A 25,548-nucleotide genomic window follows, 5' to 3' on the forward strand; every position below is an offset into this window, starting at 1 on the left:
ATCGCTCCTTTTCATAAACTGCGCATACAGCATGGGCTGTTTGGGCAGAATCTATACCAGAAGGAGGCTTTGCCATGAAAAAACAGGACCCCATCCCCAGGGCGGTGCAGCAGGTGCTGAAGGCCGCCCGCCCCGCCAAGGACGACCCGGAAGGCAGCTATACCGGCATGCCCGCCATCCCCGGCGAGATGCCCCAGCAGGACGCGGACGATCTTTGAGCGCACAAGAAAAGGACCGATGCAAGTGCATCGGTCCTTTTTGCTTTTTTGGTTACTCCTGATAGAACGAGCCCATGTAGCGGATATACTCGTCGGCGGTGTGGTTGGCGCGCCAGTCCTGCACGCTCTTTTTGTTGCGCTCACCGGCAATGACGGAGAACTCCTTGCCCAGCTTCTCGAAGGCCTCGTCCACCACCTCTTCGGGGGTCTGGGCGATCTTCATCACTGCTTCGCCCTGCGGGCCGCCGGGCAGGTTGCTCAGCAGGCTGGGGGTCAGGGTGGTGCCCAGGGTGATGACCTCCACGTCCACGTTGGTCTTCTCCACCTCGCAGGCCACGGCCTCGGTCATCTTCAGGATGAACGCCTTGCCCGCGCCGTACTGGCCGTTCCAGGGGGAGCTGGAGATGCCGGTCATGGAGGAAACGTTGATCACGGCGCCCCGATCCTGGGCGGCAAAGATCTTCATGTAATGGTAGAAGCACTTCATGAAGGTGACCACGTTCACGTTGATCATGGCCTCATGCTTTTCCCAGGGGGTATCCTGGATCTTGCCGAAGGAGTGCAGGCAGGCCACATAGCTCATGAAGCCCATGTCCAGCCCTTCGGTGGCGGCGAAGATGGCGTCGGTGGCGTTGGGGGTGGAGAAATCCGCCTTGACCACCTTATAGTCCACGCCGTAGGTCTGCTTGATGCTTTCGCCCAGCTCCTTCAGCTTCTCTTCCCGGCGGCCCACCATCACAACGTTCATGCCGCCCTGGGCCAGCTTTTCACAGAAGGCCTTGCCCACACCCTCGGTGGCACCCAGAACGATGCCCCATTCGCCGTATTTTTCGCGCAGATTCATGTTGAACAATCTCCTTTTTCTTTCTGCCGTTTCCGGGCAGTTTTTTCCACTTTTTTGCGGGGGTCCGTTTACAGTGTAGAGTAATATACCACTTTGACAAATCGAAGTCAAAGTGCAAAACGTAGAATTTCCGGCCGCTTTTTCTACACACTACACTGCGGTATCGCTTTATCTTACTGCGCCTTCCGCAAAAAAAGGACCGATGCGGTTGCATCGGTCCTTTTCGCTTATTGGGAAATTGTGCTTACTTCAGCACGGCGGCGGCGAAGTCGCGGCCGTACTGACGGGCCTCGGCCAGCTGGGCGTCGCTGGGCTTGAAGCGGACCTTCAGGCCGGGCAGAGGCTGGCCCAGCTTCAGGGCCTCCATGCGGGCGGTCAGGTTGGGAACCGCCTCGCCGCTCCAGCCGTAGCTGCCGAAGGCAGCGGCGGGCAGGCCGCGGTGGATGATGGGGTTCAGGCCCACCAGCATCTCGTAGATGGGAGGCAGAGCGTCGCCCACCAGGGTGGGGCTGCCCAGCAGGAAGCCGTCGGAGGACTGCAGCGCAGCCTTGGCAGCGGCGTTGTCGTCAGTGACCAGGTCAAACATCTGGATGTGCTGCACGCCGCCGTCCGCGAGGCCCTCGGCGATGGTCTCGGCCAGCTGCTTGGTGTAGCCGTAGGCGGACACATAGGCGATGACCACGTTCCGGTCCTCGGGGGCCTTCTTCACGGGAGTGGCCCACTTGCGGTACAGGTCAAAGTAGTGCTGGATGTTGGTGCGCAGCACGGGGCCGTGGCCGTTGCCGATGAACTCGATGTCCAGATCCTTGATCCGGTTCAGAGCCTTCAGCACGAAGGGCTTGAAGGGACCCATGATGTTGTCGAAGTAGTACTTGTAAGCGGCCTCGAAGTCGCCCTCGATCTGGTCGTTGAACACCCGGTCATCGGCATAGTGGCAGCCGAAGGAGTCCACGGTGAACAGGGCCTTGGCCTCGGGGATGTAGGTGTACATGCTGTCCGGCCAGTGCAGGAAGGGCACGCTCAGGAACTCCAGGTGCATACCGCCCAGGTCGATCTGGTCCTTCTCGGTCACGGCCTGGCTCTTGAAGGGATGGTTCACAATCTCCTTCAGGAAGGTCAGGGCGGTGGCGCTGCCCACAACGGTGGCATTGGGAGCCAGGGCCAGCAGCTTCTCCACGCCGCCGGCATGGTCGGGCTCGGTGTGGCCCACCACGATGTAGTCGATGGTGGCGGGGTCGCAGACTTCCTTCAGGTTCTCCAGATACTGGTCGAAGAACTTGGCCTTTACGGTCTCGAACACAGCGGTCTTCTCGGTGCCCTTCACCACGTAGGCGTTGTAGCTGGTACCGTACTCGCTGTACATCACGATATCGAACACGCGCAGATCAGGGTCCTGCACGCCGACCCACCAGATGTTTTCCTTAGCCTGTAATGCTCCCATTGTCGATTCTCTCCTTTATCGGGCGGGCTGGCCGCCTTGTTGATATGATTTGCCGTGCGCGCCGCGGCAGACCGCCGCTTTGCGTTTCTCAGACAGCACCGCATCATTCCGGGCGGTGAAACACGCCGGAAAATTTTGGCGTGAATTGTGCGGTGTTGCCTCTATTAAAATACACCTTATTATACGGCGAATAAAAGCACCTCTGTGTTGCAGTGGCAACAAAATGATGTTTTTTTATCAATCCCGCCGGTCGTAGAGCAAAAAGCGGAACCCGATGGGGGTTTCCAGCCGCTCCAACCGGGCCAGACGGGCGCTGCCTTCAGCAGGAGTCTTCCAGTAGTAGGGGGTCATGGCGAACAGATCGCCGATGGCCTGACCCTGTACGGTGATGCGCTCCTCCACCCGGGTCTCCCCGGCCAGAGAAAAGCCCGGGTAGTCCACCTGCTGGCAGGGGTTTTCATAGGGCTCGTCATAGAGCACGTCCTTCAAACCCATCAGATGCCCGGCGGTGGGCACCGCGTAGATGAGGGTGCCGCCGGGGACAAGGCAGCGGTGGAACTCCTCCCCCGCGAAGGGGGAAAAGATGTTCAGCACCACATCGGCCCAGCCGCTTTCCACCGGGGCGGCGAAGCTGCTGGCCACCGCGAAGGCCGCGCCGGGCAGCTTACGCTTTGCCGCCAGCCGCACCGCGGCCTTGCTGATGTCGAACCCGGACAGCTCAAAGGGCAGACCCTGCCGTTCCAGCTCGGTGCAGATGGCTTCGTCGTAATAGCCCTCGCCGCAGCCCGCGTCCAGAATGTGCAGCACGCCGCCCTTTTTGCGGGCAAGTTCCGCGCACAGCCGGGCCAGCTCGGCGGCGAAGGGGCCATAGCCGCCCCCGTTCAGAAACCGGTTGCGGGCGGCCACCATCTCCTTGCTGTCGCCGGGAAGCTTGCTGTGCATCCGGCTGGCCAGCAGCAGGTTCACGTAGCCCTCTTTCGCCCTGTCGAAGCTGTGGCCCGCCGCGCAGCGCAGCGCGCCGCCGTTTTCGCTCAGGGCCTTGCCGCACACCGGGCACATGAAGCCGCTCATTCCTCCGCCTCGCCCTCGATGGGCTCGGAGAAGCCGCCGTGGCTCTTCATGTACTCCTCAAAGCTGGCGAACTTCTGGGCCGGGGGCTTGCGGGAGATCAGCAGCAGGCCCGGGTCCTCGTCCTTGACCGGGGCCGCCTGCCGGGGCTGCTTTTCCGCACGGGCGGGCTTTTGCTGGCCACGGCCGGTATTCCGCTGGGTTTGCTTTTGCTCAGGGCGGGCGGCGTTCTTCTGCTGACCGCGGCCGCTCTGGGCCTTTTCCCGGCCGGAAGCGGCCTGCTTTGCGGGCTGCTTTTCCGCCGGGCGGTCGCTGCGGTCACTCCGCTCGTTTCGTTCATTGCGCTCGGAACGCTCGCCGCGCTCCTCCCGCTTTGCGGCCTCCTGGGCCGCTGCCTCCGCGGCCTTGCCTGCCGCGCGGCGACGGCGGCGGCGGCGCTTTGCACTGGCCGAAAGGGGCTGGCCAGCCTGGGTGTTCTTTTCTTCCACGTTGCTAACCTCCTGCTGTTTTTCAGGCGCTTTGACGGCCTGCTTTTGTTCGGTTTTGGGTTGTTCCGCCTGCGGCTCGGGCTTTGCCTTCCGGCGCTCGGGGCGGGGTGCGGGCTGGACCAAAACGACGGGCTCCGGGCGCTCGCCCAGGTCCGGCAGTTCCAGCACCGGGATCTTCTTCCGGTTCAGCTTTTCGATGCCTGCCAGATATTCCTTCTCCTCCGGGCTGCAGAAGCTGATGGCCACGCCCTCAGCCCCGGCCCGGCCGGTGCGGCCGATGCGGTGCACGTAGGTCTCGGGCACCTCGGGCAGATCAAAGTTGAACACATGGGAAAGCTCGTTGATGTCGATGCCACGGGCGGCGATGTCGGTGGCCACCAGGGCGCGGATCTTGCCCGCCTTGAAGCTGTCCAGCGCGGCCACACGGGCGCTCTGGCTCTTGTTGCCGTGGATGGCCGCCGCCCCGATGCCCTGCTTGTTCAGGAAGGTGGCGATGGCGTTGGCCCCGTGCTTGGTTCGGCTGAACACCAGCGCGCTGGTCACCGACGGGTCGGCCAGAAGTCTGGCCAGCAGCCGCTTTTTGTCCGGCTTGTTTACAAAGTAAAGGCTCTGCTGAATGCGGTCCACGGTGCTGCTCACCGGGTCCACCTTCACGGTGACCGGCTTTTTCAGGATGCTGTTGGCCAGCTGCTCGATCTCTTTGGGCATGGTGGCGCTGAACAGCAGGTTCTGGCGCTGGGCGGGCAGATGGCGGATGACCTTTTTCACATCATTCACGAAGCCCATGTCCAGCATCCGGTCCGCCTCGTCCAGCACGAAGATCTCCAGCCGGCTCAGGTCCACGTGGCCCTGACCGATCAGGTCGTTCAGGCGGCCCGGGCAGGCGGTGAGCACATCCGCGCCGCGGCGCAGCGCGTCCACCTGAGGCTGCTGGCCCACACCACCGAACACCACGCAGTGACTCACGTTCAGGTAGCGGCCGTAATTGGCGAAGCACTCGTCGATCTGCAGGGCCAGCTCCCGGGTGGGGGTCAGGATCAGCGCCCGCACTCCCTTGTGGGAGGGATGGCTGGCCGCCAGCCGCTGCAGAATGGGCAGCGCGAAGGCAGCGGTCTTGCCGGTACCGGTCTGGGCGCAGCCCAGCAGGTCGTGGCCGGCCAGCACCGGCGGGATCGCCTTGGCCTGGATGGGCGAAGGGGTCTTGTAGCCCTGCTCCTCCACTGCCTTGAGCAGAGGGCGGGTCAGTTTCAGTTCGCTAAAATTCATAGTCCTCCAAAAATCGCTTTCCTAAAAGGCAGCGCCAAAAGGCAGCGCCGCACCCGCTCTCCGGGCGCGGCCTCTGTCTGAAACAAGCCGGGGCGCGGCGCGCTTATCGGATGCGCCTGCACTCCAGCTCGTATCGCTGCTGCCGGGCCTCAAGGGACGCAAACAGCCCCAGGGGCAGAAACTCGCCCCCGCAAAGGCCCCGGAACAGATCCTCATTTGTTTCACTCAGCAAAATGCCGGTGTTGCCGTCCGCCGCCAGCTCCCGCAGCTCGGTTTCATCGGAAATCCGGTCGGTGAAGCAGGCGGGGTTTTCCTGCAGGTAGTCCTGCAAAAAGGCCTCCAGCACCGCCGCAGCCAGCGGCCAGCGGCCTCCGGTGGGCCACACCTTTCGCTGCCAGGCCCCGTACACAAAGCACAGCGGCCGAAGGCTTTCCGGCGCGGGCTCGTCCTCCAGACGCACCCCCTGCCCGGCGCACCAAGTGCGGAAGGCCGCCAGCAACGGCAGGCCCTGCACCCCCATCACCAGCCGGTGGGCGGGGGCAAGATGCAAACCGGGGCTTTGGATGCTGCACACCTCGGCCAGGCAGAACCGGGCCGGATGGTGTTCCCGCCCGGCCTGGTCCAGCTCCTCCCGGAGCAGCATCCAGAAGGCCCGGGCAGCGGCAAGGTCCTCCCATCCGCTCACCGGAGCCAGCAGCGCCGCGCCTTCGGGTGCTTTTTCTGCATCGAACAGCGCCGTCAGCACATTTAAGCGGGCGGTATCCTCCACCGCCCAGCCCTTCACGCTGCCGCCGCCGTAGCTCAGCTCCCCCTCATAGAGGGGTGCTTCCTTCTGTATGTTCGCCAGCGGAGCAAACAGCTCCGCCTCGCTTTTGTCCGCCGCCAGCAGGATGTGGCTGCTCTGCAGCGCCGCGTCCTCCCAGCGGTCCAGCCGGGGCAGCACCTGCCGGGCGGCCAGCGCCTGAGGCGCCCGCACCGGGGTGCGGCTGCCCTGAGCAAAATCGTATTGCTCCAGGTCCACCAGACCCACCAGGCCCCGGCGCACCCGGCCGTCGGGCAGGGTCCGTTCCAGATACACAACGCCCTGCACCGCCCGGGTCAGGGTGTCCCCCGCCCGTTCCATGGCCGCCTTTGCCGCGGCCAGTTTCTCCCCGGTTTCCACCCGCTGGAGCAGCGCGTCCGGCACCAGAAGCCGCATCACGCCGGGGGCATTCTCCCCCCGGGCCTCCAGCTCCTGCCAGCTCTCCCGGCTCAGCGCGCCCGCCGAGGGGCAGGCCCACCGCTCAACAGCAACCGGTTCCCCGGGCAGCAGCAGCTCCCCGGGGCAAAAGCAGGGCTGACTCATTCGCCTGCCTCCACCGCGAACACATCGCCGGTGCGCACGCCCACATATCCGCAGCCCTTGGCCGCTGCCTTGGCGGCATCCAGCTGGGTCTGGGTCTCCTCGGTGAGCTCGCCGCTCACCCCAATGGCCAGGTTCTCAATGCCCAGTGCATCGATGGTGCCGCCGGTGAGGCGGGTCTCCTGACCGCTGGCCACGTTCAGCGGGTATTCCACCCAGCAGGTGGCCTTTTCCTGCCATACCGCCAGAGCGTTTGCCAGGCACTGGGCCTCGGTCACGCCCGCGGTGTCGCCATAGCTGGCCTTGTCGCGGCCCGCGGTGGTGGGCAGCTGCACGGCGGTAAGCCAGATCTGCTCAAAGCCCATGGCCTTCGCCTCATCGATGATGCCGCCGATGTATTCCACCGCGGCGCTGGAATAAGGATTCAGCCAGGCCTTGCCGCCCTTGTCCTGGGCAGCGTCCAGCCACAGGTAGTCGCTGCCCTGATACTTCACCGCCATCTCCCGGTTGGCGCTGGCCGCCAGGGGGTCCCGGAAGGCGCACACGCCCGCCACCGGCACAATGCCCTCCGCCTTGAGGGCGGAAGCCACCGCCGCGCCGTCGATCTGAGTGGCGGAAAGGCCGGCTGCCGCTGCCGGCAGAGCACTGGCGTAGTACACACTGCCGGTGCTGTCCTTCAGGGGCACCACCGCGTAACGCACGCCCTCACCGGCCAGCTGACCGGCCAGCTGAGCCGCCGCGTCCGCACTGGTCAGGCTGGCCGGGTCCAGGAAGGCCCAGCCGCCCTGGGTCATGTCGTTTTCCGCCTGAGGCTGCGCTGTGGGCTGGGGCTCGCTGGCCGCCTGGCCCTGGCTTTCTGCGCCGGTGCTCTCGGGCTGGGAAACGCTCTGCGGGGTGCTGGCGGGGGTCTTTTCGGAATCGCCCCGCACAATGCTGTACCAGGTGCTGGTGCCGAAGTTGATCACCGCGGGGCCCACCAGCCAGCCCGCCACGAACAGGGCTACCAGTGCCGCCGCACCGCCGAGAATGCGGGCGGCGCGCTGCCGACCGGTATAGAAGCTGCGCCGGTACCGCTTTACTTTGCCCAGGTTTTTCTTTGCCATACGAAATCAAGCCGCCTTTCCGCGTGGGAGCTTTGTGCGCCTTCGCGCTGTGTCATCCAATGGAGATCCGGTGCCCGGTAAAGCCGTAGATGGCCAGCGCCAGGATACCGATGTAGATCAGGGTAATGGGCAGACCCTTGAAGCTGCCGGGGACCATGTCCTGCCGCATGCGGCGCTGGCCCTCGCCCACCACCACCACGGCGGCGGTGTAGCCCACGCCGCTGCCCAGTGCAAAGCCCATGGTCTGCAACAGGTTAAAGTTCTGGGTGGCGGCGATGAGCAGCACGCCCAGCACCGCGGTATTGAAGGTAGCCATGGGCAGCACCGCCAGCATGGGGCGGGCCTTTTCCTTCAGCACCAGCAGCAGCACGCCCAGCACCACAAAGAAGGCCACCGTGCTGCACAGAATGAACAGAAACGGGCGCACGGCGTTGCGCCAGCTCAGCGGGGTGAGCAGCAGGTTCACCCAGTAGGTGAGGGGTGCCGCCACCAGCTGAATCAGGCAGAGCAGGCCGCCGAAGGTGAGGGTGTCCACGGTGGAGTCCTCCACCAGCTTCACCAGGCGGGACACGCCCATCGCCCGGCCAAATACCGCGTTTTCCGCGAAAATTGCCGTTACAGCATACAAAAAGAAGGTGCTGCAGGCTTTTACTACTTCCATCATTCGCCTCGTCTCGCCTCCGTATGCACATGTTTTTTATAAGCCCGCACCAGGCCGCGCCAGACAGCGCACACCACGCCCAGCAGAATGAATCCGCCCGCGGGCAGGCTGGCCATGGGCAGCAGGGTGAACTTCAGCCAGGGAACGGCCACGCCGAACACGGCACCGCTGGCCAGAAGCTCCCGCAGGCAGCCAATGAGCAGCAGCACCAGCACATAGCCCGCAGTGGTGCGCAGGCCCTTGCGCAGGGCGGTGATCACCCGCTCGGGCTGGGGCCGCTCGTACCGCTTGATGATCAGCGGCTCCACGATCAGCATGGGCAGGTAAACGCCCAGCTGCAGGATCTCCACATCAAACATGGCCCGCAGCGCAAAGTATACGCCGATGTACAGAATCGAGCTGGTGAAGCAGTACACCAGCGCCCGCAGCTGGCCCCGGCCGGTGCGGCAGATCATGGCTGCCACCACCCGGGTGGGGGTCAGCAGCAGCAGAACCGCCACGCTGAGCATCAGGGCGTTCATGCCGTTGGTGGCGGCAACCACCAGCGGTGCAAGGCCCATGCCCTGCATGATGACCGGGTTGTTCAGGAAGATCCGGTCCCGCCGGGCAATGCGCTCCATGTTTTCCGACAGGTATTTCGCCTTCTTAGAGTTCACGGCGCACAACCCCCTTTCGGTGCAGGATGCGAAGCACGGCCCGGTCCAGCCAGCCGGAGATGGCGTTCATTGCCAGAATGGCAAAGCACACGCCGGTCTCGTAGTTGCCGTAGTAGCGGAACATCATGGCCATGAAGCCGCTGAGCGCGCCGTACAGAATGCGGGAGATCCGGTTGCTGGGGCAGATCACCGGGTCCGCCATCAGGTAGACCGCGGCAAACAGCAAACCGCCGCTGCACAGCTCGTACTTCATCACCGCCAACCGGTCGGCCACATAGGTCCAGGGCATGCTGAAGGCGGGGATGTCGCCCAGGCGGGGGGCCACAAAGGCCACCACCGCGCAGGTGATCAAAAAGCTGAACGTCACGCTCAGATGCAGGCTGCGCCGGTTGGCCAGAAACAGCGCGCAGGCCAGAATGACCAGCAGGGCGGTCACGCCCATGGGGCCCGCATAGTTGCCCAGAAACAGGGCGGTATTATCCAGTGTGGGCAGGCCGCCGGTCTTTAAGGCATGCAGGGGGGAATCCACCAGCTGCACGCCGGAAACACTGCCCAGCGGCAGCGACTGGAACAGCTGGACCTCCGGGTAACGGAACACCTGCTCGGGCCAGCTCACCGCCACCACCGCGTAGCCCACGGCCGTGGGGTGGAATACGTAGCAGCCGTAGCCGCCGAAGGCCTCCTTGCCCAGCAGCACCGCCGCCACCGCGCCCACGATCACCACATAGTAGCTCACGGTGGCGGGCAGAATGAGTGCCAGCATGAAGGCAAAGGCCTCGCTGCTCCACTCGCCCTTTTCATAGGGGCGGCGCCGCAGCCAGGCCACCAGACGGTCGCTCAGGTTGGCGGCGATCACTGCCGTGCCGCACAAAAGCACAGCCCGCAGCCCATAAAAGGCAAAGGCCATGGCCAGCAGCGGCAGGCACATACAAAACAGATCTCGATGAACGCCCTTATCCTGCCGGATGCGGGCCAGTTGTTGTTCCTTCAAGTGCTCTGCTCCCTTCGTTGCAAAATTGGGGCCGCTCACAGGCTCTTCAGCCCGCGCACGGCAGCGGCCATGTCGGCCTTGCCGAATACCGCGCTGCCCGCCACCAGCAGATTGGCGCCCGCGGCCACGCACTCAGGGCCGGTCACCGCGTCCACGCCGCCGTCCACCTCCAGCCAGGGCGACAGGCCCCGGGCATCGCACGCGGCGCGCAGGGTCTTCAGCTTCTCCAGGGCGCTGGGCATGAACTTCTGGCCGCCGAAGCCCGGCTCCACGCTCATCACCAGCACCAGCTCCAGCCGGTCCAGGTAAGGCAGAACCGCTTGTGCCGGGGTGCCCGGCTTGATGGACAGGCCCGCCTTGCAGCCTGCCGCATGGATGGCGTCGATGGTCTCGCCCGGGTCGCTCTCGCTCTCCAGGTGGAAGGTGATGCAGCTGGCGCCGGCCTTCACAAAGGGCTCCACATAGTCCAGCGGGCGGCGGATCATCAGATGGACGTCGTAAAAAGCATCGGGCAGGGCCTTGTGCAGGCTTTGCAGCACCGGCACGCCGAAGCTGATGTTAGGCACAAAGCAGCCGTCCATTACATCAAAGTGCAGCATGTCGGCTCCGGCATCCAGCACCTGACGGCATTCTTCACCCAGGCGTGCGAAATCCGCCGCCAGGATCGAGGGGCTCAGTTGAGTCATGGGAAAGGTCCTCCTTATGGATCACGCGCAACGGGCCCGCTCTACAAATCGTAAAACGTCAGAGCGTGCGCAAAGATATACAGTATAATTTTATCCTATTTCCCGCTAAAAAGCAAACCACCATAACCCTTTTCACGTTTTTTGCACAAAAACGCGGTTTCCGGGCCATTGGCCGAAAACCGCGCTGGGTGTTTTTCACTTTTTCCCGGGCTGTTTGCGCCGCTGCTCCGGGGGCGGGTCGCAGGGCAGGGTGAAGCTGAACTGGCACCACTGGCCCTCCTCGCTCTCGGCCCAGATCTTGCCGCCGGACAAGCCCACCAGGATCTTGCAGATGTGCAGCCCCAGGCCGCTGCCCCGGGCGTTGAGGCCCCGGCTCTTGTCCTCTTTATAGAAACGCTCGAACACGAAGGGCAGCGCGTCCGCTCCAATGCCCTGACCGGAGTTTCGGATGGACACCGTGACCATGCCGCCGCTCTTTTTCACTGAGAAGCGGATGTAGCCGCCCTCGGGGGTGAACTTGAGGGCGTTATCCAGAATGTTATAGAGCACCTGATACACCAGGTCCTGGTCGGCGTAAACCAGCGTGCGGGTGGGGGCCAGGCCCTGGATCTCCACCTTCTGGTTCTGGATGCGCTGCTCGGCACTGAACACCACGCCGGTGACGCTCTCCCAGATGTCGTAGCTCTGGGCGTTCACCCGGTACTCGCCCGCCTCCAGCTTGGAGATGTCCAGCATGTTCTGGATCAGCCGAGTCAGCCTTCCCACCTCCTGGCTCACCAGGCCCAGATAGTGCTGGCGCATATCGTCGGGGATGGTGCCGTCCAGCATGCCGTCGATGAAGCCCTTGATGCTGGTCATGGGGGTGCGCAGCTCGTGGGCGATGTTGCCCATGAAGCTGGCCCGGGAGGAGTCGATGGTCTCCAGATTGCGGGCCATGTTGTTGAAGGTCACCGCCAGCTGGGCCACCTCGTCGTTGCCGTCCACCGGAACGCGCACGCTGAAATCGCCGCTGCCGAACTTGCGGGCGGCCTCGCTGATGCGCCGCAGCGGGGTGGTGAGCCGGTTGGTCACAAAGATGGCCAGCAGGCTTGCCGCCAGCAGCAGCAAACCGGCGCTGAGCACAAAGATGGAGAACATGTCGCTCACGAACACATTTAGGCTGGCCGCGCTGGCCGAGGCGAACACATAGCCGCTGGCCGCGCCGGACTCGTCCCGCATGACCCGGCCCACGGTGTAGTATTTGCCGCCGTACAGCCCGCCCAGGGTGCCGGTCTCAAAGAAGCCGTCCTCCTCCTGGGCCTGGCGCAGGATATCCCCGCTCACGCAGCTGCCCACCAGCGGCTCGGCCTCGTTCTGGGTATACAGCATCACCTGACCGGAGGCATCGGTGAGCAGCAGGTTGGTGCTACTGGTGCGGCCGATCAGCTTCATCTGGTCCTGCACGCTGATGCGGGCACTCTCATCCTCCAGCAGGCGGCGCAGGGGGGAATCCTCCTGCACCTGCATGGCGGTGACCTGCACCACATCGTTCAGGGTGCTGCGCTTGTCCTCCTGAAAATAGCCCATCACCAGATACATCTGGATCAGGCCCATCACCGCCGTGCTCACGATGAGCAGAATGGCGGTGGTGCTGAAATACATGGAACTGATGCTTTTTCTCACGCGCGATCAATCCTTTGCTTCAAACTTGTAGCCCACGCCCCAGACGGTCTTCAGGCTCCACTGCTCGCTGGCGCCCTCCAGCTTTTCCCGCAGGCGCTTGATGTGCACATCGATGGTGCGGGAGTCGCCGTAATACTCGAAGCCCCACACCTCGTCCAGCAGCTGGTCCCGGGTGAACACCCGGTTGGGATGACCGGCCAGATAGGCCAGCAGCTCCAGCTCCTTGGGGGGAGCCTCCACCACCTTGCCCTTCACCTTCAGCTCGTAGCGGCTCATGTCCAGCGAGAGGTTCTCGAACTGGATCACGCCCTCCTTGCCGGATTCCTCCGGATTGCAGCGGCGCAGCACCGCCTTGATGCGGGCCACCACCTCTTTGGAATCAAAGGGCTTGACCACATAGTCATCGGCGCCCAGCTCCAGGCCCAGCACCTTGTCGAAGGTCTCGCCCTTGGCGGTGAGCATAATGATGGGGGTGTTGCCCTGGGCGCGGATGCGGCGACAGACCTCCCAGCCGTCCATCCGGGGCATCATCACATCCAGAAGCACCATGTTGGGCTTGTTCTGTTCAAACAGCTCCAGGGCCTTTTCGCCGTCGTGTGCGATCAGGGTCTCGTAGCCTTCCTTGGCCAGATACAAACGCAGCAGCTCGCAGATGTTCTGGTCATCGTCCACGATCAAAATTTTCTGGTTGGGCATATTCTCCCGCTCCTTTTTCTTTTATCAGGCCGCAGGGATACCCCCGCGGCCCGGATTTTTTCAGCTTATTATATTTATTATACAATAGAAATGTGGACAAAAAAAGAACACCGGCAGCCCCTGAGGGCGTTCTCCGGTGTTCTTTTGTTTTTAATCGGTGCGCATCGCAAACTGGTGGGGTGTTGTGCCCGTGTATTGCTTGAACACCTGGATAAAGGTATTGGCGCTGCTGAAGCCAACATCCAGCGCCAGCTCCCCCACCTTGGTGTCCGGATTCTGCCGCAGGATCTGTTTCGCCTGTTCGATCCGGTACTCATTGAGCACCTTTTTAAAGGTCTGACCGGTCTGCTTTTTGAACAGCGCACTGCAGTATTTGGGCGAAACGTTCAGGTTTTCCGCCATGTCGTCCAGCGAGATATCCTTCCGGTAATTCTGCTGGATGTACTCCAGCATATGCTTGCCCATATCCTGCTTCAGGTCCGCGTCACGGCTGGAGGTGTTGCGCACAATGCGGGCAAACGTCATGCGGATCTTCTGCAGCAGCTGCTCCGTATCCTTGCAGTCCAGCAGCTCGTTGATGGGCGGATAATCGTTTGTCTCCTCCAGCTGCAGCTCCTGATAGATCCGGTTGATCGTGGATACCAGCGCAAAGGCAAAGCTCTTTTTGTTTTCGTTGGACAGGATCTTGCTTACCAGGTTTTCGTGCATTACCTCTTCCAGCATTACCAGCGCGCCCTCTTTTCCGGAAAGGGTCATCTGAACCAAACTTGTTTCAATTTTCAACGGGTAATAATACCCTTTATAATAGATTTTGGCAACATCCTCCGCGGCAATGAACATCTGGTTGGGAAGATTATGCCGGTATTCCATCAGATGGTTGCACTGCTCCATCAGCATGTGCAGGTTTTTCAGGCCTTTTGCCGGGCTGCTCAGGGCCACTCGCAGCTGAACCTGCAGCGAGATGCCCGTTTTCGCAAACAGCTCCTGAATCCGTTGCACCGCTTTTTTGGTGTCATCGCAATGGAACACCATCGCAAACCCGGCATCGCCCATATTTAAATAGTATTGATCGCAGGACAGACGCATCTGGGCTCTCAGCGCTCTTTTGGCATCCTCAAAAACATCGCTCGCCAGGTTTTCCTCCGCCTGCTCCGCCAGCGCCACCACGAACACCGTATTCCCCAGCTGAAGGGCCAGCTCCTCTTCCTGGAAATTATCATCCAGCAGAGCGTTTTTGATGGTCTGCTCCACCAGCTTCTGCTGGCTGTGGCTCAGGGAGGCATCCAGCTGGTGGGCCTTCTGCGAGATCTGCGAGGTCCGTTTCCAGATGTAATCGAACTCATTCACATCCTCTTCCAGGCTGCCTCCCATCCGTGTCAGCAGCTCCTCCACCGGCGCATACAGATGGCGATACAGCCTTTTCGCCAGCAGCACACTGCCCGCGATCAGCACGATCAGCGGGAGCAGGTGCACAAAGGTCTGCCCCACTCCCCCGGACAGCCAGGGCGGATAGCTCGCAAAAAATGTCCAGCCGATCTCGGAAAACTGCGCCCCGATGATATTCTGGCCATCCACCTTGAAGCCCAGGGGCGCCAGCGTTGACGGCAGCGTGAAATCATGCTCCTCAATCTGCTCCTTCATCTGCTGGTAGACCTGCAGATCATCGTTTTTCCCCACCAGCACCGTATCCTGCGAGCAGATCATCCAGTCAGAGCAGGGCAGATCCCCGAAGGTCTCTTTAAAATTCCGCTGATCGATGGACAGCACAAACAGTAGATCGCCATTTATATAATTTTGCAGGGTAAGATAGTTGATCATGCCGCAGGTTGCCGGGTCACCAACCTGCAGAAGGTCATGCCCGTAGGCCTGCTTTTTGAGTTTGTCGTAGATCCGCCGGATCTCCTTCTCCTCGGTTCCGATCATCTGGGCAAACCGCTCCAGAGACTCGCTGTGCGTGGGCATGACCACCAGATCGTTTTCCTCGCTGATATAAACCGCCGAGATCGTGTAATAATTCAGCCGGCCGGAGATCAGCATGCTCTCCGCAATCTGCTTTTGCGCGGCAATCGCATTGAAATACATATCCTGCTGGTTCTTGCTTTCCCCAAATTTTTGCAGCTCCGGGGTATTCTGCAGATGGGAGAACATGGTGAACACGGTGAGCAGCTCGGTGTTCACCGTGTCGAATCTGGAGGAGGTGTATTCCAGGATGATATCCTTCTGATTGCCGGTTTCTTTGATGGTCAAAGCAAAGAAATACATCAGGCTGAACAGCAACAGTGCCACTGAAAAAACGCCAATAAAAGCCATACTCAGGGTATACTTGTATGGATGCTTTTCCACCGTCATCTTCTCCCTTTTTCTTTTTTTCGCACATGCTCTGCTTTTATTTATCGAACATTATAACAAAAAACATTCCAGGACACAAACACGCCGGCGACACAGCCCCGACCCCCGCCATCCGGTTATATTTACTTTTCCATACGGGCATTCGGAAAACCCGATATTTTTCACCTAAAAGTCAGTCATAACAAATAAAACCACCCCCTCCGGGTTGTACACAACAACCAAAAAATGAAATTTCTATGTAATTTTTTCAATAATTCGTTCAAAAACATCGAGATTTACATTCAAATCCGCACTCTTTATAATCAAACCTGTCAGGCGGGGTTCCTCGATGAACTTCACAGCCAAAACACGTTTGAAAGGGTGACTCACTTTTGAAATCCGCAACCGTTGCCGCACGTTCTGCCGCCGCTAAAAACAAGCCCGCCGGCGGAACAGAGCGCCCACTGAACAAGGCGAGTTTCAGATCACGCTTTATAAAAGACTGGGATCTGTATCTCCTTCTTCTTCCGGGCCTGATCTGGTTTATCCTGTTCGCCTATGTGCCGATGGGAGGCCTTGCCATTGCATTTCAGGACTACAACCCGTGGAAAGGCATGTCCGGCAGTGAATGGGTCGGTCTTCAGAACTTTATCGAATTCATCTCCGACGATGTATTCCTGCGCACCATCAAAAACACGCTGATGCTCAGCCTGTTCAACATTCTGTTCTGTTTCCCGGCGCCCATCATCCTTGCCATTCTGCTCACGGAAATGAAGAACAAGACCCTGAGCAAGATCACACAGACCGTCACCTTCGTTCCCTATTTCATTTCTCTGGTGGTTGTGTGCGGCATGGTGATCAGCTTCCTGTCCCCCAGCACCGGCCTTGTGAACGTTATCCTGCGCAACCTTGGCTTTGAAGAGCATTATTTCATGGTGGACCCCGACGCGTTCCGCCCCATCTACACGCTTATGATGATGTGGCGTGAAACCGGCTTCAACGCGATCGTATACATCGCCGCGCTGATGGGCATCGACCGCCAGCTGTACGAGGCCGCAAAGGTGGACGGCGCTTCCAAATGGCAGCAGATCCGTTATGTCACCATCCCCGGTCTGATGCCCACCATCGTCATCATGTTCATCCTGCACATCGGCAAACTGGTAAAGGTGAGCTACGAGGCAGTCCTCCTGCTTTATCAGCCCGCCACCTACCAGACCGCAGACGTGATCGGCACCTATGTATACCGTACCGGTCTGCTGCAGCAGGACTTCGGCCTGGCTACCGCCGCCGGCTTGTTCGAATCTCTGATTGCTCTGATCCTGGTCGTTATCTCCAACCGGATCAGCAAAAAGGTTTCCGACAGCGCACTTTGGTAAGGAGGAAATTTCGAAAATGAAACACAAGAAAAATCACATTGCCCGCACAAAGGGCGAGCTTTCCTACGAAATTTTTTCCACGATCCTCTGCGTGCTGATCATCGTGCTTTCGCTTTATCCCATTTATTACATCCTGATCTGCTCGCTGAGCAATCCCTTCGCCGTACAGTCCGGCGAGGTCATGTTCACCATCAAGGGCTTCACGCTGGAAAGCTTCAAGGCCGCCTGCAAAACCCCCGGCCTGTGGCGCGCTTACGGCAACACCATTTTCTATACCGTATTCGGTGTTGTGTTCAACATGTTCTTCACCGCGACCATGGCATACGCGCTGTCCAAAAAGCGCCTGATCGCCCGGAAGTTTTTCACCCTGCTTGTGGCCTTCACCCTCTGGTTCCAGGCCGGCATGATCCCCCTGTACCTCACGCTGCGCAACTACAACATGCTGGACAAGCGGATCACCATTCTTCTGGCCTTTGCCATCAACGCCTACAACCTGATTATTCTGCGCAGCTTCTTTGAACAGCTGCCGGATTCTCTGGAGGAGGCCGCCTTCATCGACGGCGCAAGCAACATCCGCATTTTCTGGTCCATCTATCTGCCCCTTTCCAAGCCGGCCCTGGTCACCGTAGGTACCTTCTATGCGGTGTCCCGCTGGAACAACTACTTCTGGGCCATGAATATCCTGACCGACGACAAAAAGCTCCCCCTGCAGGTCATGCTGAAAAAGCTGCTGGTGGACCGGGTCGCCGGTGCCGAGGAGGCAGCCATCGTCACCGCTTCCTCCGCCACCAGTCCCGACACCATCATCTACGCCATCATCATTCTTGCAGTGATCCCCATGCTGGTTGCCTACCCGTATCTGCAGCGCTACTTCAAATCCGGTGCCACGCTGGGCGCTGTAAAGGGCTGACCGACGTACTTTCAGGAAGCTTATCCTGATTTTATACATCCACGCGAATTATAAGGAGGATACCATGAAAAAAGCATTGTCTGTTCTTTCCATCGGGCTGGCAGCCGTGCTGGCCTTTACCGGATGCGGCGGAGCCGCCGCCTCCGGATCCGCCGGGTCCGGCTCTGCATCCGCCAGCTCGGACAGCCCCTACCTGTGCTCTTCCGAGCCCGTCACCTTCACCTTCTTCAACATCTTCGACAACATCACCTTCAACCCGGAGTGGCAGGTGTTCCAGGAAGCTGCCAAGATGACCAACGTGACCCTGGAGAGCAGCGTCTCCCAGAGCAGCTCGGACGAGACCACCGCGTTCAACCTGATGCTCTCCTCCGGCAAGCTGGCGGATATCATCAGCTACAAGCAGATGTCTGACCTGGAGAAGCTGGGCCATGACGGTGGCCTGATTCCCCTGAACGATCTGATCGACGAGCATGCTCCGCATCTGAAAAAGGTTCTGGAGGAAAACGAGGAATTCCGCAAAATCGCCACCTCCGAGGACGGAAACATCTACGTCATTCCCAAGCTCCAGACCATCACCGTTGCCGAGGGCGACTTCATCCGTATGGACTGGCTGGAAAAGCTGGGTCTTGAGGTTCCCAACACCGTGGATGAGCTGTACACCGTGCTGAAGGCCTTCCGTGAGCAGGACCCCAACGGAAACGGCCAGAAGGACGAGATCCCCTTCTTCAGCCGCCAGGGCACCAAGAGTTTCAACGACGTGCTGAACCTGTGGGACGCTCACGAGGATTTCTATGTGCGCGACGGCAAGATCACCTTCGGCCCCATGGAGGAGGAGTTCAAGCTGGCCATTGAGAATGCCATCAAGTGGTACTCCGAAGACCTGATCGACCCGGAATGGTTCACCCGCGGCTCCAACGCCCGCGACATCCTGCTGGGCGCTAACCAGGGCGGCTACTGCAACGACTGGTTCAGCAGCAACGCAGAATACAACGACAAGCTGGCCGACACCATCCCCGGCTTCTCCTTCCTGCCCATTGCTCCCGTGGAAAACCAGAAAGGCCAGCGCATCGCTCATACCAGCCGCGTCGGCAATCCCGGCTGGGGCATCTCCTCTCAGTGCAAGGACCCCGTGGCAGCGATCAAGTATTTCGACTTCTGGTTCACCGATGCGGGCAACGATCTGATCAACTACGGCATTGAAGGCGTTACCTACACCCGCGACGAGAACGGCAACATCCAGTACACCGACGCCATCATGAAAACCGACAAGACCGCCCTTTCCGAGCTGCGCAACTACGGCGTTCAGTACCGGATCGGCATGATTCAGGATTACGCCTACGAAGAGGCCTGGAGCAACGACATCGCCAAGGAAGGCAACAAGATGTATGAGGAAGCCGGCTATGTATATACTCCCATTCCTCAGCTGAACGGCGAGCTTGCTCTGAAATACACCACCGAAGAGGATGCTGAATACAGCAAGATCATGGCCAGCGTTACCCCCTATGTGACCGAGATGATCCAGAAGTGGGTTCTGGGCTCTGAGGATTTTGCAAGCAGCTACGACGGATTCATCGCTTCTCTGAAGGATAAGGGCATCGAGCGTGCCATCGAAATCAACCAGACCGCCTATGACCGCTATATGGCAAGCTGATTTTTAAAACAAACCAAAGGCGGGGAGTCTGTTCCCCGCCTTTGTTCTCGTCTTTTTTCAATCGTTAGGAGGTTCATTATGATCAATACCGCTGCACTGGAACAGGCCTACCAGGCTTCCTTGGACAAGATCCGCCGCAACTGCCCTGTGATCGGCGTCAGCTTCCCCCATGTGGCAATCGGCCCCCACGGGGAATACAACAGCGAAAAGCCCAATTTCTGGACCGGCGGCTTCTGGGGCGGCCTGCTGTGGCTGGCTTACCGGGAAACCTTTGACCCGAAGCTGCTGGAAACAGCCATCGCTCTGGAGCAGGTGCAGGACCGCCCTCTGGATGAATACATGCACATCCACCATGACGTGGGCTTCATGTGGCTGCCCACCGCCGTGGCCCATTATCGCCAGACCGGCTGCCCGGAATCCCGTGTGCGGGGCCTGAAGGCCGCCAGCCATCTGATGGGTCGCTTCAATCTGAACGGGCGGTTCATTCGTGCCTGGAACGACGAGGTCTTTGAAGACAGCCAGGGCTGGGCCATCATCGACTGCATGATGAACATTCCCCTGCTGCACTGGGCCTCCAAGGAACTGAATGACCCCCGGTTTTCTCAGGTTGCCGTTGCACATGCAGACACCGTGCTGAAAAGCTTCCTGCGTCCGGACGGAACCGTTCCCCATATCGTGCACTTTGACCCGCAAACCGGCGAGAAGATCGAAAACATGGGCGGGCAGGGCAAATCCGCCGACTCGGCCTGGTCCCGCGGGCAGGCATGGGCCATTTACGGCATGGCGATCTCCTATCGCGAAACCGGCCATCAGCGTTATCTGGATGCGGCCAAGAAGGTCGCCCGCAAGTTCTGGTCCTCCCTTCCCGACGACAAGGTCCCCTATTGGGACTTCTGCACCGAAGAGAAGGACACCTGGGTGAAGGACAGCTCCGCCGCCTGCTGCGCCGCCAGCGGAATGCTGGAGATCGCTCGCCTGGTGGACGACCCGGAGGAGTCCGCCTTTTTCACCAACTGCGCTCTGGAGCTTTTGCAGAGCATGGTGGATCACTGCGCCTGCTTTGACGACACCACCCAGGGAATCATTCGGTACGGCACGGTAAGCTATCCCGCGAACCGCCATGTGAACGTACCCATCATCTACGGCGACTTCTTCTTTGTGGAAGCACTTGCCAAGTGGAAAGGACTTCCCGGTCTGTTTTAAATGAGGTGACCGCCATGAAGCATCATCTGATCATGATCGTTGCCGATCAGCTGCGCTGGGATGTTCTGGGCAAGGGCCACACCCCCAACATCGACTCCATTGCCGCCGAAAGCGTCTGCTTTGACCGTGCCTACTGCGCGAGCCCGCTGTGCGTGCCTGCGCGGGGCGCCCTGTTCACCGGCTGCTGCCCCAACACAAACGGCAGCCGGATCAACCCCTGGTTCGCCCAGGATGCGGCCAGCGGCCAGGTCCACGCGGGGATCGAGCATCTGTATCATCTGATGGAACACCACGGCTGGGACTGCCTGCACAGCGGAAAGCAGCACCTTTTCACAGAGGGCGGCAAGCTGGAGGATGATCCCGGCAGCAAAACCAGATGGCTTTCCACCGAGGAAAGCTACAAGCAGTTCCTGGCAAACGCACAAAAGCGCGCCCCCGGCGGCCCTCGTTTCCGCACCCCTGTGCCGGAGATGGCAGGCGGGCGCTACACCCGCCTTTGCAACTACTCCAACGCCGAGACCGGCTGCTACGAAGAGGGGCCTGCCTTTTATTTCGACGGGTATTTCACCGACCGGGCGCTGGAGGGGCTGCGGCAACGCGATTGCTCCAGGCCGCTTTTCCTGAGCGCCATGTTCCTGGCCCCTCATCCCCCGTTTGACATTCCGGACCCCTGGTATTCACAGCTGAGTGAAGCCGATGTGTGCCTGCCCGAAAACGTGGGCCGCTGGTACCCCTATCAATCGCCGCTGCAGATGTACAATCTGACGGGCGTGGTGGGCAGCCGCTATACTCTGGGCCAATGGAAGGAAAGCTGGCGCGTTTATCTGGGGCTGGTGCGTCTTTTGGACGATTGCGTGGGCCGCATTCTGCAGGAGCTGAAGCGCCAGAACATCTACGACGACTGCCTGATCGTTTTCACCTCGGATCATGGCGAAATGCTGGGGTCTCACCGGCTGTTCCAGAAGATGTGCATGTATGAGGAATCCGCGCATGTTCCCCTGTACATCCGCCTGCCCGGCAAGGCACACGCCGGCCAGCACGTCAGCCGGCCCGTCAGCCACATCGATGTGCTTCCCACCCTGTGCCACTATCTGGAGCTTCCCACCCCTCCGTGTGAGGGCCGCTGCCTGGACGAGCTGATCCGTCATCCCGACCAGGCAGCGCAAAAGGATGTCTTCCTCCAGTTTGACGGAAACGGCGCACTGAGCAATTTTCAGCGCTGTATCGTCCACGGCTCCCACAAGCTGATCGCGGATGTTTTCAAGGACGAGGTCTATTTTGAGCTGTACGATGTGGAAAGCGACCCGCAGGAGACACAGAACCTTCTGTTCACTGCAGACTGCCTTCCCCTGGCACAGAAAATGCTGGAGCTTCTGCTGGACCACATGCGCCGGACCCACGACTCGCTCCGGCTGCCCAGCACGGATCTGGCCGCATTCGTGCGCCATTATCAACCGCTTGAAGCAAAGCAGGGGGTACTTGTATGACACGCGACGAAATCCACGAACTGAAACGCCTTTCCTTTCTTTATCATCCCGAGCGCATCCGGCAGCTTCTGGCGCAGGCCGATCTGGTGTGCGCCAACACCTTTGTGTTCACCCGGCGCTGGGACATGGAAGCCACCCATCAGCCCGTGACCTTCCAGGGCCCCATCTGCTGGCGCTATCTGGAAACCGGCGATGTGGAATGGCCGGTCATGCTGGCCCGGCAGAGCTACCTCATCGATGTGGTGCTTGCCTATCTGCTCACCGAAGACCGAAAATATCTGGACTGCTTTGTGCGCGTCGTGCAGGAATTCATCGAGAACTGCCCGCGCTCCGAGGAAGAAAACCACAACAGCTGGCGCACGCTGGACACCGGCATCCGCGCCGCTGTGTGGGTGCGCTGCCTGGAGCTGCTCCAGCCCCTTGACCTTCTGTCCCCCGGCTTTCTTTCCCTTGTGCGCGGCAGCCTGAAGGAGCACTTCGACTTTCTGTTCCAGTGCATGGACGCCTACCATCTTCTGAGCAACTGGGGCGTTCTTGCCAACCACGGCGCGGTTTTTGCCGGGACCTGGCTCGTCGGGCAGGGCTCGGCGGAAATCGCGGACCGGCTGCCGATCCTGTGGGAACGGTTGGGCCGGCAGATCCATATACAGGTTCTTGCCGACGGCGTTCACTGGGAGCAGTCCCCCATGTACCACCACGAGGTGCTCTGGTGTTATCTTGAGCTGATCCACCTGGCAAAGCAGAAAGGCCTTGCTCTGGATGAGGAACTGTTGGCCAGAACGCATGCCATGTGTCTTGCCACGCTGGGCGAGGCAAAGCCCAACCATCACCAGCCCATGCGCGGCGATTCGGACAACACCGATGTGCGGGATATCCTCACCTTTGCAGCCTTCCTTTTCCAGGACGCACAGCTGCGCTCCGGCAGTTACGACCAGCCGAATCTGGAAAACCTCTGGCGGATGGGCGCGGCCGGAGTCCGGGCCTATCTCGCTTTGCCCTGCGCCCAGGCGGCGGACCGGGGCCAGGCCTTTGCCCACAGCGGCAACTACTATTTCCGCTGTGGGCAGGGGGAAAAGGCTGCCTGGGTGCGCTTCCGCTGCGGGCCCCTGGGCAGCGGCCACGGCCACGCCGATCTGCTTCACCTGGATCTGAGCGCAGACGGGGCGGACATTCTGGTGGACCCCGGCCGGTACACCTATGTGAACGGGCCCATGCGCACCGGCTTGAAGGCATCCTCGGCGCACAATACGCTGCGCATCGACCAGGAGGACTTCACCGACTGCTGCGCCTCCTGGCGCTTCGGCCGGATCGCCAAACCGATCAAGGGCGAATACTTCGAGAACGACCGTTACGGATATGTGAGCGGCATGCATCTGGGCTACGCGCACAAGGGGCTTTTCGTGCGCCGGGAAGTGGTTTATTGCAAGCCCGGCATCCTGGTGTTGTTCGACAGCATCTTCGGCGTCGGCGAGCATCAGCTGGAGCAGAATTTCCATTTTGGTCCGGGCAAGGTTTCTCTCACCGCCAACGGTGCCGCATTTGAAAACGGAGCGGTGCGCGCGAGGGTCCAGAGCTTTGCGGTCCAGCCCGCGCTTTCCCTGCACAAAACTCCCTATTCCCCCACCTACAACCTTCTGCAGCAGACCGACTGCCTGCGCGTGCAAAGCCTCTTCCCCCAGAACCAGGGGCTCCTGACCGTGATCGGCTTTGGCGAAAGCGCGGACTTTGTGGCGGAAAAGATGCCCATTACCCAGGCGCTGGACCACAGCCTCCTGACCGATGAGGACGCACAGGCCGTTTCCATCTCCTGCCCGGCCGGTCAGCGCGCGGTCCTGTTCTCCCGCAAGGAGATCATTGGAAAAGTCAATCTTCTTTGCGCCGCAGACAGCTGCGGCTATGGTCAAGCCATCGTATTCGAGCCAGACGCCCAGCCCTTCGTGCTGAGCTGGTAACTATTTAAAGGAGCATTATCATGAAATTGTTATGGGGCGACATCCACAATCATTGCGGGATCACTTACGGCTACGGCAGCCTGAAAAACGCACTGGAGCGGGCAAAAAGCCATCTGGATTTTTGCGCCGTGACCGGCCATGCCATGTGGCCCGATATCCCCGACCGCACAGAGGAAACCGCATTTGTAGTGGACTTTCATCAGGCGGGATTTGAAAAATTAAGAGCGCATTGGGATGAGGTTGCCGCGCAGCTGGCCGCCTGCAACAGCAAGGAGCTTGTCACCTTCCAGGCATACGAGATGCACTCCAGCGAATATGGCGATCACCATATTGTTTCCCCCAGCGACAGCCTGCCGCTGATCTATCGGGACTCCCCCGCTCAGCTGAAAGAGGACTGCAAGGTCCCCGCGCTGACCGTCTGCCATCATATCGCCTACACCCCGGGCTACCGGGGAATCAACTGGGACAAATTCGACGAAACCGTTACGCCGCTGATCGAGGTGTGCTCCAAGCACGGCTGCGGCATGAGCGAGACCGCACCCTATCCCTATTACCACAATATGGGCCCCCGCGACAGCCGGAACACCGTTTACGAGGGTCTTCGGCGGGGATATCACTTCGGATTCGTGGGCTCCACCGACCACCATGCCGGCTTCCCCGGCTCCTACGGCGATGGAAAAATGGCCGTCTGGGCGGAGGAGAAAACCCGCGAAAGCATCTGGCAGGCCATGCTGGCACGCCGCACCTATGCGGTGACCGGCGACCGCATCGAGTGCGAATTTTCCGTGAACGGCGCCCCCATGGGTTCGATCCTCTCCCCGGATGACGACGCGCCCCGCAGGATTGAATATCGCGTCAAGGGCTGCTACAAGCTGGACAAGGTGGTCATTTTCAAAAATCTCCGTCCCATCCATATCGACGAGGGCCTGATGCTCTTCCCCTCCCCCGACGACAATCATTACAAGCTTCGCATCGAGATGGGCTGGGGCAACAACAAGGCCGACCTGTTCCGCTGGCTGGGCAATGTGACCGTGGAAAACGGCAGCATCCTCAGCGTTGAGCCCTGCTTCCGCGGGCGCAGCGTTCTGGCCCCCTCCTCCACCAACACCGACGGCTTCGACGATGTGAACGACATCGACAGCAAGCTGCTGGAGGTGAGCGCACAGCGGGCAAGCTGGCAGTGCTTCAGCGTGAAGAATGTCTCTCCGCTGCATCCTCTGACCAGCTCCGTCATTCTGGAGCTGGAGGGCAGCCCCGAAACACAGCTCACCATCGATGTGAACGGCCACAGGCAGACCCTCACCGTAAAGCAGCTGATGGAGGGCGGCTACAGCGCCCACATGAAGCCCTATCACTCGCAGGCCTTCAAGGTCCATCCGATCTTCACCGAAACCGAATATTCGGTCAGCGGGACCTTGACGGACGACACCCACGGCGGAAAAGACTTCTATCACATGGAGGTCTATCAGGCCAATGGCTCCTGTGCATTTGTGACTCCCGTATATTTTGGATAAAAGGA

General features: G+C 60.4%; 21 protein-coding genes. 8 read left to right on the top strand and 13 right to left on the bottom strand.

The genetic code is table 11. The features are described 5' to 3' along the window. Positions 1-74 precede the first annotated feature (74 nt). The gene (locus B5F28_RS14665; RefSeq protein WP_158097494.1) at positions 75-218 is read left to right on the top strand and encodes a hypothetical protein; all 144 of its coding nucleotides are present in this window, start codon (positions 75-77) and stop codon (positions 216-218) included. A 52-nt stretch (positions 219-270) separates the two neighbouring features. On the opposite strand, the gene B5F28_RS02700 is transcribed toward B5F28_RS14665, so the two are convergent. The 13 genes from B5F28_RS02700 to B5F28_RS02760 all read right to left on the bottom strand — a co-directional run bounded on the left by B5F28_RS02700 (position 271) and on the right by B5F28_RS02760 (position 15,465). Beyond that, positions 271-1,062, bottom strand: a complete 792-nt coding sequence (locus B5F28_RS02700; RefSeq protein WP_087293121.1) for a 7beta-hydroxysteroid dehydrogenase — start codon at positions 1,060-1,062, stop codon at positions 271-273. A 244-nt stretch (positions 1,063-1,306) separates the two neighbouring features. Beyond that, a complete protein-coding gene (locus tag B5F28_RS02705; protein WP_087293123.1) occupies positions 1,307-2,503 on the bottom strand; it encodes an FprA family A-type flavoprotein in 1,197 nt (398 codons plus the stop codon). Between the two features lie 237 nt (positions 2,504-2,740). Further along, on the bottom strand, positions 2,741-3,574 hold the full coding sequence (locus tag B5F28_RS02710) for a putative RNA methyltransferase (protein ID WP_087293125.1): 834 nt from the start codon (positions 3,572-3,574) through the stop codon (positions 2,741-2,743). Beyond that, positions 3,571-5,325 carry a DEAD/DEAH box helicase gene (locus tag B5F28_RS02715; RefSeq protein ID WP_087293128.1) on the bottom strand — a complete coding sequence of 585 codons (1,755 nt, stop codon included), beginning with the start codon at positions 5,323-5,325 and terminating at the stop codon, positions 3,571-3,573. Before B5F28_RS02715 ends, B5F28_RS02710 begins: the two co-directional genes overlap by 4 nt. A 103-nt stretch (positions 5,326-5,428) precedes the next feature. Next, positions 5,429-6,670 carry a DUF1015 family protein gene (locus B5F28_RS02720; RefSeq protein WP_087293130.1) on the bottom strand — a complete coding sequence of 414 codons (1,242 nt, stop codon included), beginning with the start codon at positions 6,668-6,670 and terminating at the stop codon, positions 5,429-5,431. Further along, entirely contained in the window at positions 6,667-7,770 is a 1,104-nt protein-coding gene (locus B5F28_RS02725) for a putative glycoside hydrolase (protein WP_087293132.1), read from the bottom strand. Before B5F28_RS02725 ends, B5F28_RS02720 begins: the two co-directional genes overlap by 4 nt. A 52-nt stretch (positions 7,771-7,822) precedes the next feature. Next, a complete protein-coding gene (locus B5F28_RS02730) occupies positions 7,823-8,434 on the bottom strand; it encodes an Rnf-Nqr domain containing protein (protein WP_087293134.1) in 612 nt (203 codons plus the stop codon). Then, the gene (locus tag B5F28_RS02735; protein WP_247643385.1) at positions 8,431-9,087 is read right to left on the bottom strand and encodes an Rnf-Nqr domain containing protein; all 657 of its coding nucleotides are present in this window, start codon (positions 9,085-9,087) and stop codon (positions 8,431-8,433) included. The genes B5F28_RS02730 and B5F28_RS02735 overlap by 4 nt, the downstream gene beginning before the upstream one ends. Continuing rightward, entirely contained in the window at positions 9,077-10,078 is a 1,002-nt protein-coding gene (locus B5F28_RS02740; protein ID WP_087293136.1) for an RnfABCDGE type electron transport complex subunit D, read from the bottom strand. Before B5F28_RS02740 ends, B5F28_RS02735 begins: the two co-directional genes overlap by 11 nt. Positions 10,079-10,113: 35 nt before the next feature. Then, on the bottom strand, positions 10,114-10,764 hold the full coding sequence (gene rpe, locus B5F28_RS02745) for a ribulose-phosphate 3-epimerase (protein WP_087293138.1): 651 nt from the start codon (positions 10,762-10,764) through the stop codon (positions 10,114-10,116). 195 nt (positions 10,765-10,959) lie between these two features. After that, on the bottom strand, positions 10,960-12,426 hold the full coding sequence (locus B5F28_RS02750) for a sensor histidine kinase (RefSeq protein WP_087293140.1): 1,467 nt from the start codon (positions 12,424-12,426) through the stop codon (positions 10,960-10,962). A 6-nt stretch (positions 12,427-12,432) separates the two neighbouring features. Beyond that, positions 12,433-13,122, bottom strand: a complete 690-nt coding sequence (locus B5F28_RS02755; RefSeq protein ID WP_087293143.1) for a response regulator transcription factor — start codon at positions 13,120-13,122, stop codon at positions 12,433-12,435. A 150-nt stretch (positions 13,123-13,272) separates the two neighbouring features. Continuing rightward, positions 13,273-15,465, bottom strand: coding sequence for an AraC family transcriptional regulator (locus B5F28_RS02760; RefSeq protein ID WP_158097495.1), 2,193 nt, complete (start codon positions 15,463-15,465; stop codon positions 13,273-13,275). 599 nt (positions 15,466-16,064) lie between these two features. On the opposite strand from B5F28_RS02760, the gene B5F28_RS02765 reads away from it, so the two are divergent. The 7 genes from B5F28_RS02765 (at position 16,065) to B5F28_RS02795 (ending at position 25,543) form a co-directional block, all read left to right on the top strand. Next, positions 16,065-16,826, top strand: a complete 762-nt coding sequence (locus B5F28_RS02765) for an ABC transporter permease (RefSeq protein ID WP_247643386.1) — start codon at positions 16,065-16,067, stop codon at positions 16,824-16,826. Positions 16,827-16,842: 16 nt separating this feature from the next. Then, complete coding sequence (locus tag B5F28_RS02770) at positions 16,843-17,736, top strand: carbohydrate ABC transporter permease (RefSeq protein WP_087293147.1); 894 nt, start codon at positions 16,843-16,845, stop codon at positions 17,734-17,736. 64 nt (positions 17,737-17,800) lie between these two features. Then, complete coding sequence (locus tag B5F28_RS02775) at positions 17,801-19,387, top strand: extracellular solute-binding protein (RefSeq protein ID WP_087293149.1); 1,587 nt, start codon at positions 17,801-17,803, stop codon at positions 19,385-19,387. A 78-nt stretch (positions 19,388-19,465) separates the two neighbouring features. After that, entirely contained in the window at positions 19,466-20,590 is a 1,125-nt protein-coding gene (locus tag B5F28_RS02780; protein WP_087293151.1) for a glycoside hydrolase family 88 protein, read from the top strand. 14 nt (positions 20,591-20,604) lie between these two features. After that, a complete protein-coding gene (locus tag B5F28_RS02785; protein ID WP_087293153.1) occupies positions 20,605-22,077 on the top strand; it encodes a sulfatase family protein in 1,473 nt (490 codons plus the stop codon). Next, complete coding sequence (locus B5F28_RS02790; protein ID WP_087293155.1) at positions 22,074-24,029, top strand: alginate lyase family protein; 1,956 nt, start codon at positions 22,074-22,076, stop codon at positions 24,027-24,029. The genes B5F28_RS02785 and B5F28_RS02790 overlap by 4 nt, the downstream gene beginning before the upstream one ends. 20 nt (positions 24,030-24,049) lie before the next feature. Then, positions 24,050-25,543, top strand: a complete 1,494-nt coding sequence (locus tag B5F28_RS02795; RefSeq protein WP_087293158.1) for a DUF3604 domain-containing protein — start codon at positions 24,050-24,052, stop codon at positions 25,541-25,543. Positions 25,544-25,548 lie beyond the last annotated feature (5 nt).

Source organism: Gemmiger sp. An194 (assembly GCF_002160145.1).
In the GTDB taxonomy this organism is placed as follows: Bacteria; Bacillota; Clostridia; order Oscillospirales; family Ruminococcaceae; genus Allofournierella.

Excerpts from the sequence above, each read along its gene's own strand:
- B5F28_RS14665 (WP_158097494.1), top strand. The coding sequence starts at position 75 with ATGAAAAAACAGGACCCCATCCCCAGGGCGGTGCAGCAGGTGCTGAAG.
- B5F28_RS02700 (WP_087293121.1), bottom strand. The coding sequence starts at position 1,062 with ATGAATCTGCGCGAAAAATACGGCGAATGGGGCATCGTTCTGGGTGCC.
- B5F28_RS02705 (WP_087293123.1), bottom strand. The coding sequence starts at position 2,503 with ATGGGAGCATTACAGGCTAAGGAAAACATCTGGTGGGTCGGCGTGCAG.
- B5F28_RS02710 (WP_087293125.1), bottom strand. The coding sequence starts at position 3,574 with ATGAGCGGCTTCATGTGCCCGGTGTGCGGCAAGGCCCTGAGCGAAAAC.
- B5F28_RS02715 (WP_087293128.1), bottom strand. The coding sequence starts at position 5,325 with ATGAATTTTAGCGAACTGAAACTGACCCGCCCTCTGCTCAAGGCAGTG.
- B5F28_RS02720 (WP_087293130.1), bottom strand. The coding sequence starts at position 6,670 with ATGAGTCAGCCCTGCTTTTGCCCCGGGGAGCTGCTGCTGCCCGGGGAA.
- B5F28_RS02725 (WP_087293132.1), bottom strand. The coding sequence starts at position 7,770 with ATGGCAAAGAAAAACCTGGGCAAAGTAAAGCGGTACCGGCGCAGCTTC.
- B5F28_RS02730 (WP_087293134.1), bottom strand. The coding sequence starts at position 8,434 with ATGATGGAAGTAGTAAAAGCCTGCAGCACCTTCTTTTTGTATGCTGTA.
- rpe (WP_087293138.1), bottom strand. The coding sequence starts at position 10,764 with ATGACTCAACTGAGCCCCTCGATCCTGGCGGCGGATTTCGCACGCCTG.
- B5F28_RS02755 (WP_087293143.1), bottom strand. The coding sequence starts at position 13,122 with ATGCCCAACCAGAAAATTTTGATCGTGGACGATGACCAGAACATCTGC.
- B5F28_RS02765 (WP_247643386.1), top strand. The coding sequence starts at position 16,065 with ATGTCCGGCAGTGAATGGGTCGGTCTTCAGAACTTTATCGAATTCATC.
- B5F28_RS02770 (WP_087293147.1), top strand. The coding sequence starts at position 16,843 with ATGAAACACAAGAAAAATCACATTGCCCGCACAAAGGGCGAGCTTTCC.
- B5F28_RS02775 (WP_087293149.1), top strand. The coding sequence starts at position 17,801 with ATGAAAAAAGCATTGTCTGTTCTTTCCATCGGGCTGGCAGCCGTGCTG.
- B5F28_RS02780 (WP_087293151.1), top strand. The coding sequence starts at position 19,466 with ATGATCAATACCGCTGCACTGGAACAGGCCTACCAGGCTTCCTTGGAC.
- B5F28_RS02785 (WP_087293153.1), top strand. The coding sequence starts at position 20,605 with ATGAAGCATCATCTGATCATGATCGTTGCCGATCAGCTGCGCTGGGAT.
- B5F28_RS02790 (WP_087293155.1), top strand. The coding sequence starts at position 22,074 with ATGACACGCGACGAAATCCACGAACTGAAACGCCTTTCCTTTCTTTAT.
- B5F28_RS02795 (WP_087293158.1), top strand. The coding sequence starts at position 24,050 with ATGAAATTGTTATGGGGCGACATCCACAATCATTGCGGGATCACTTAC.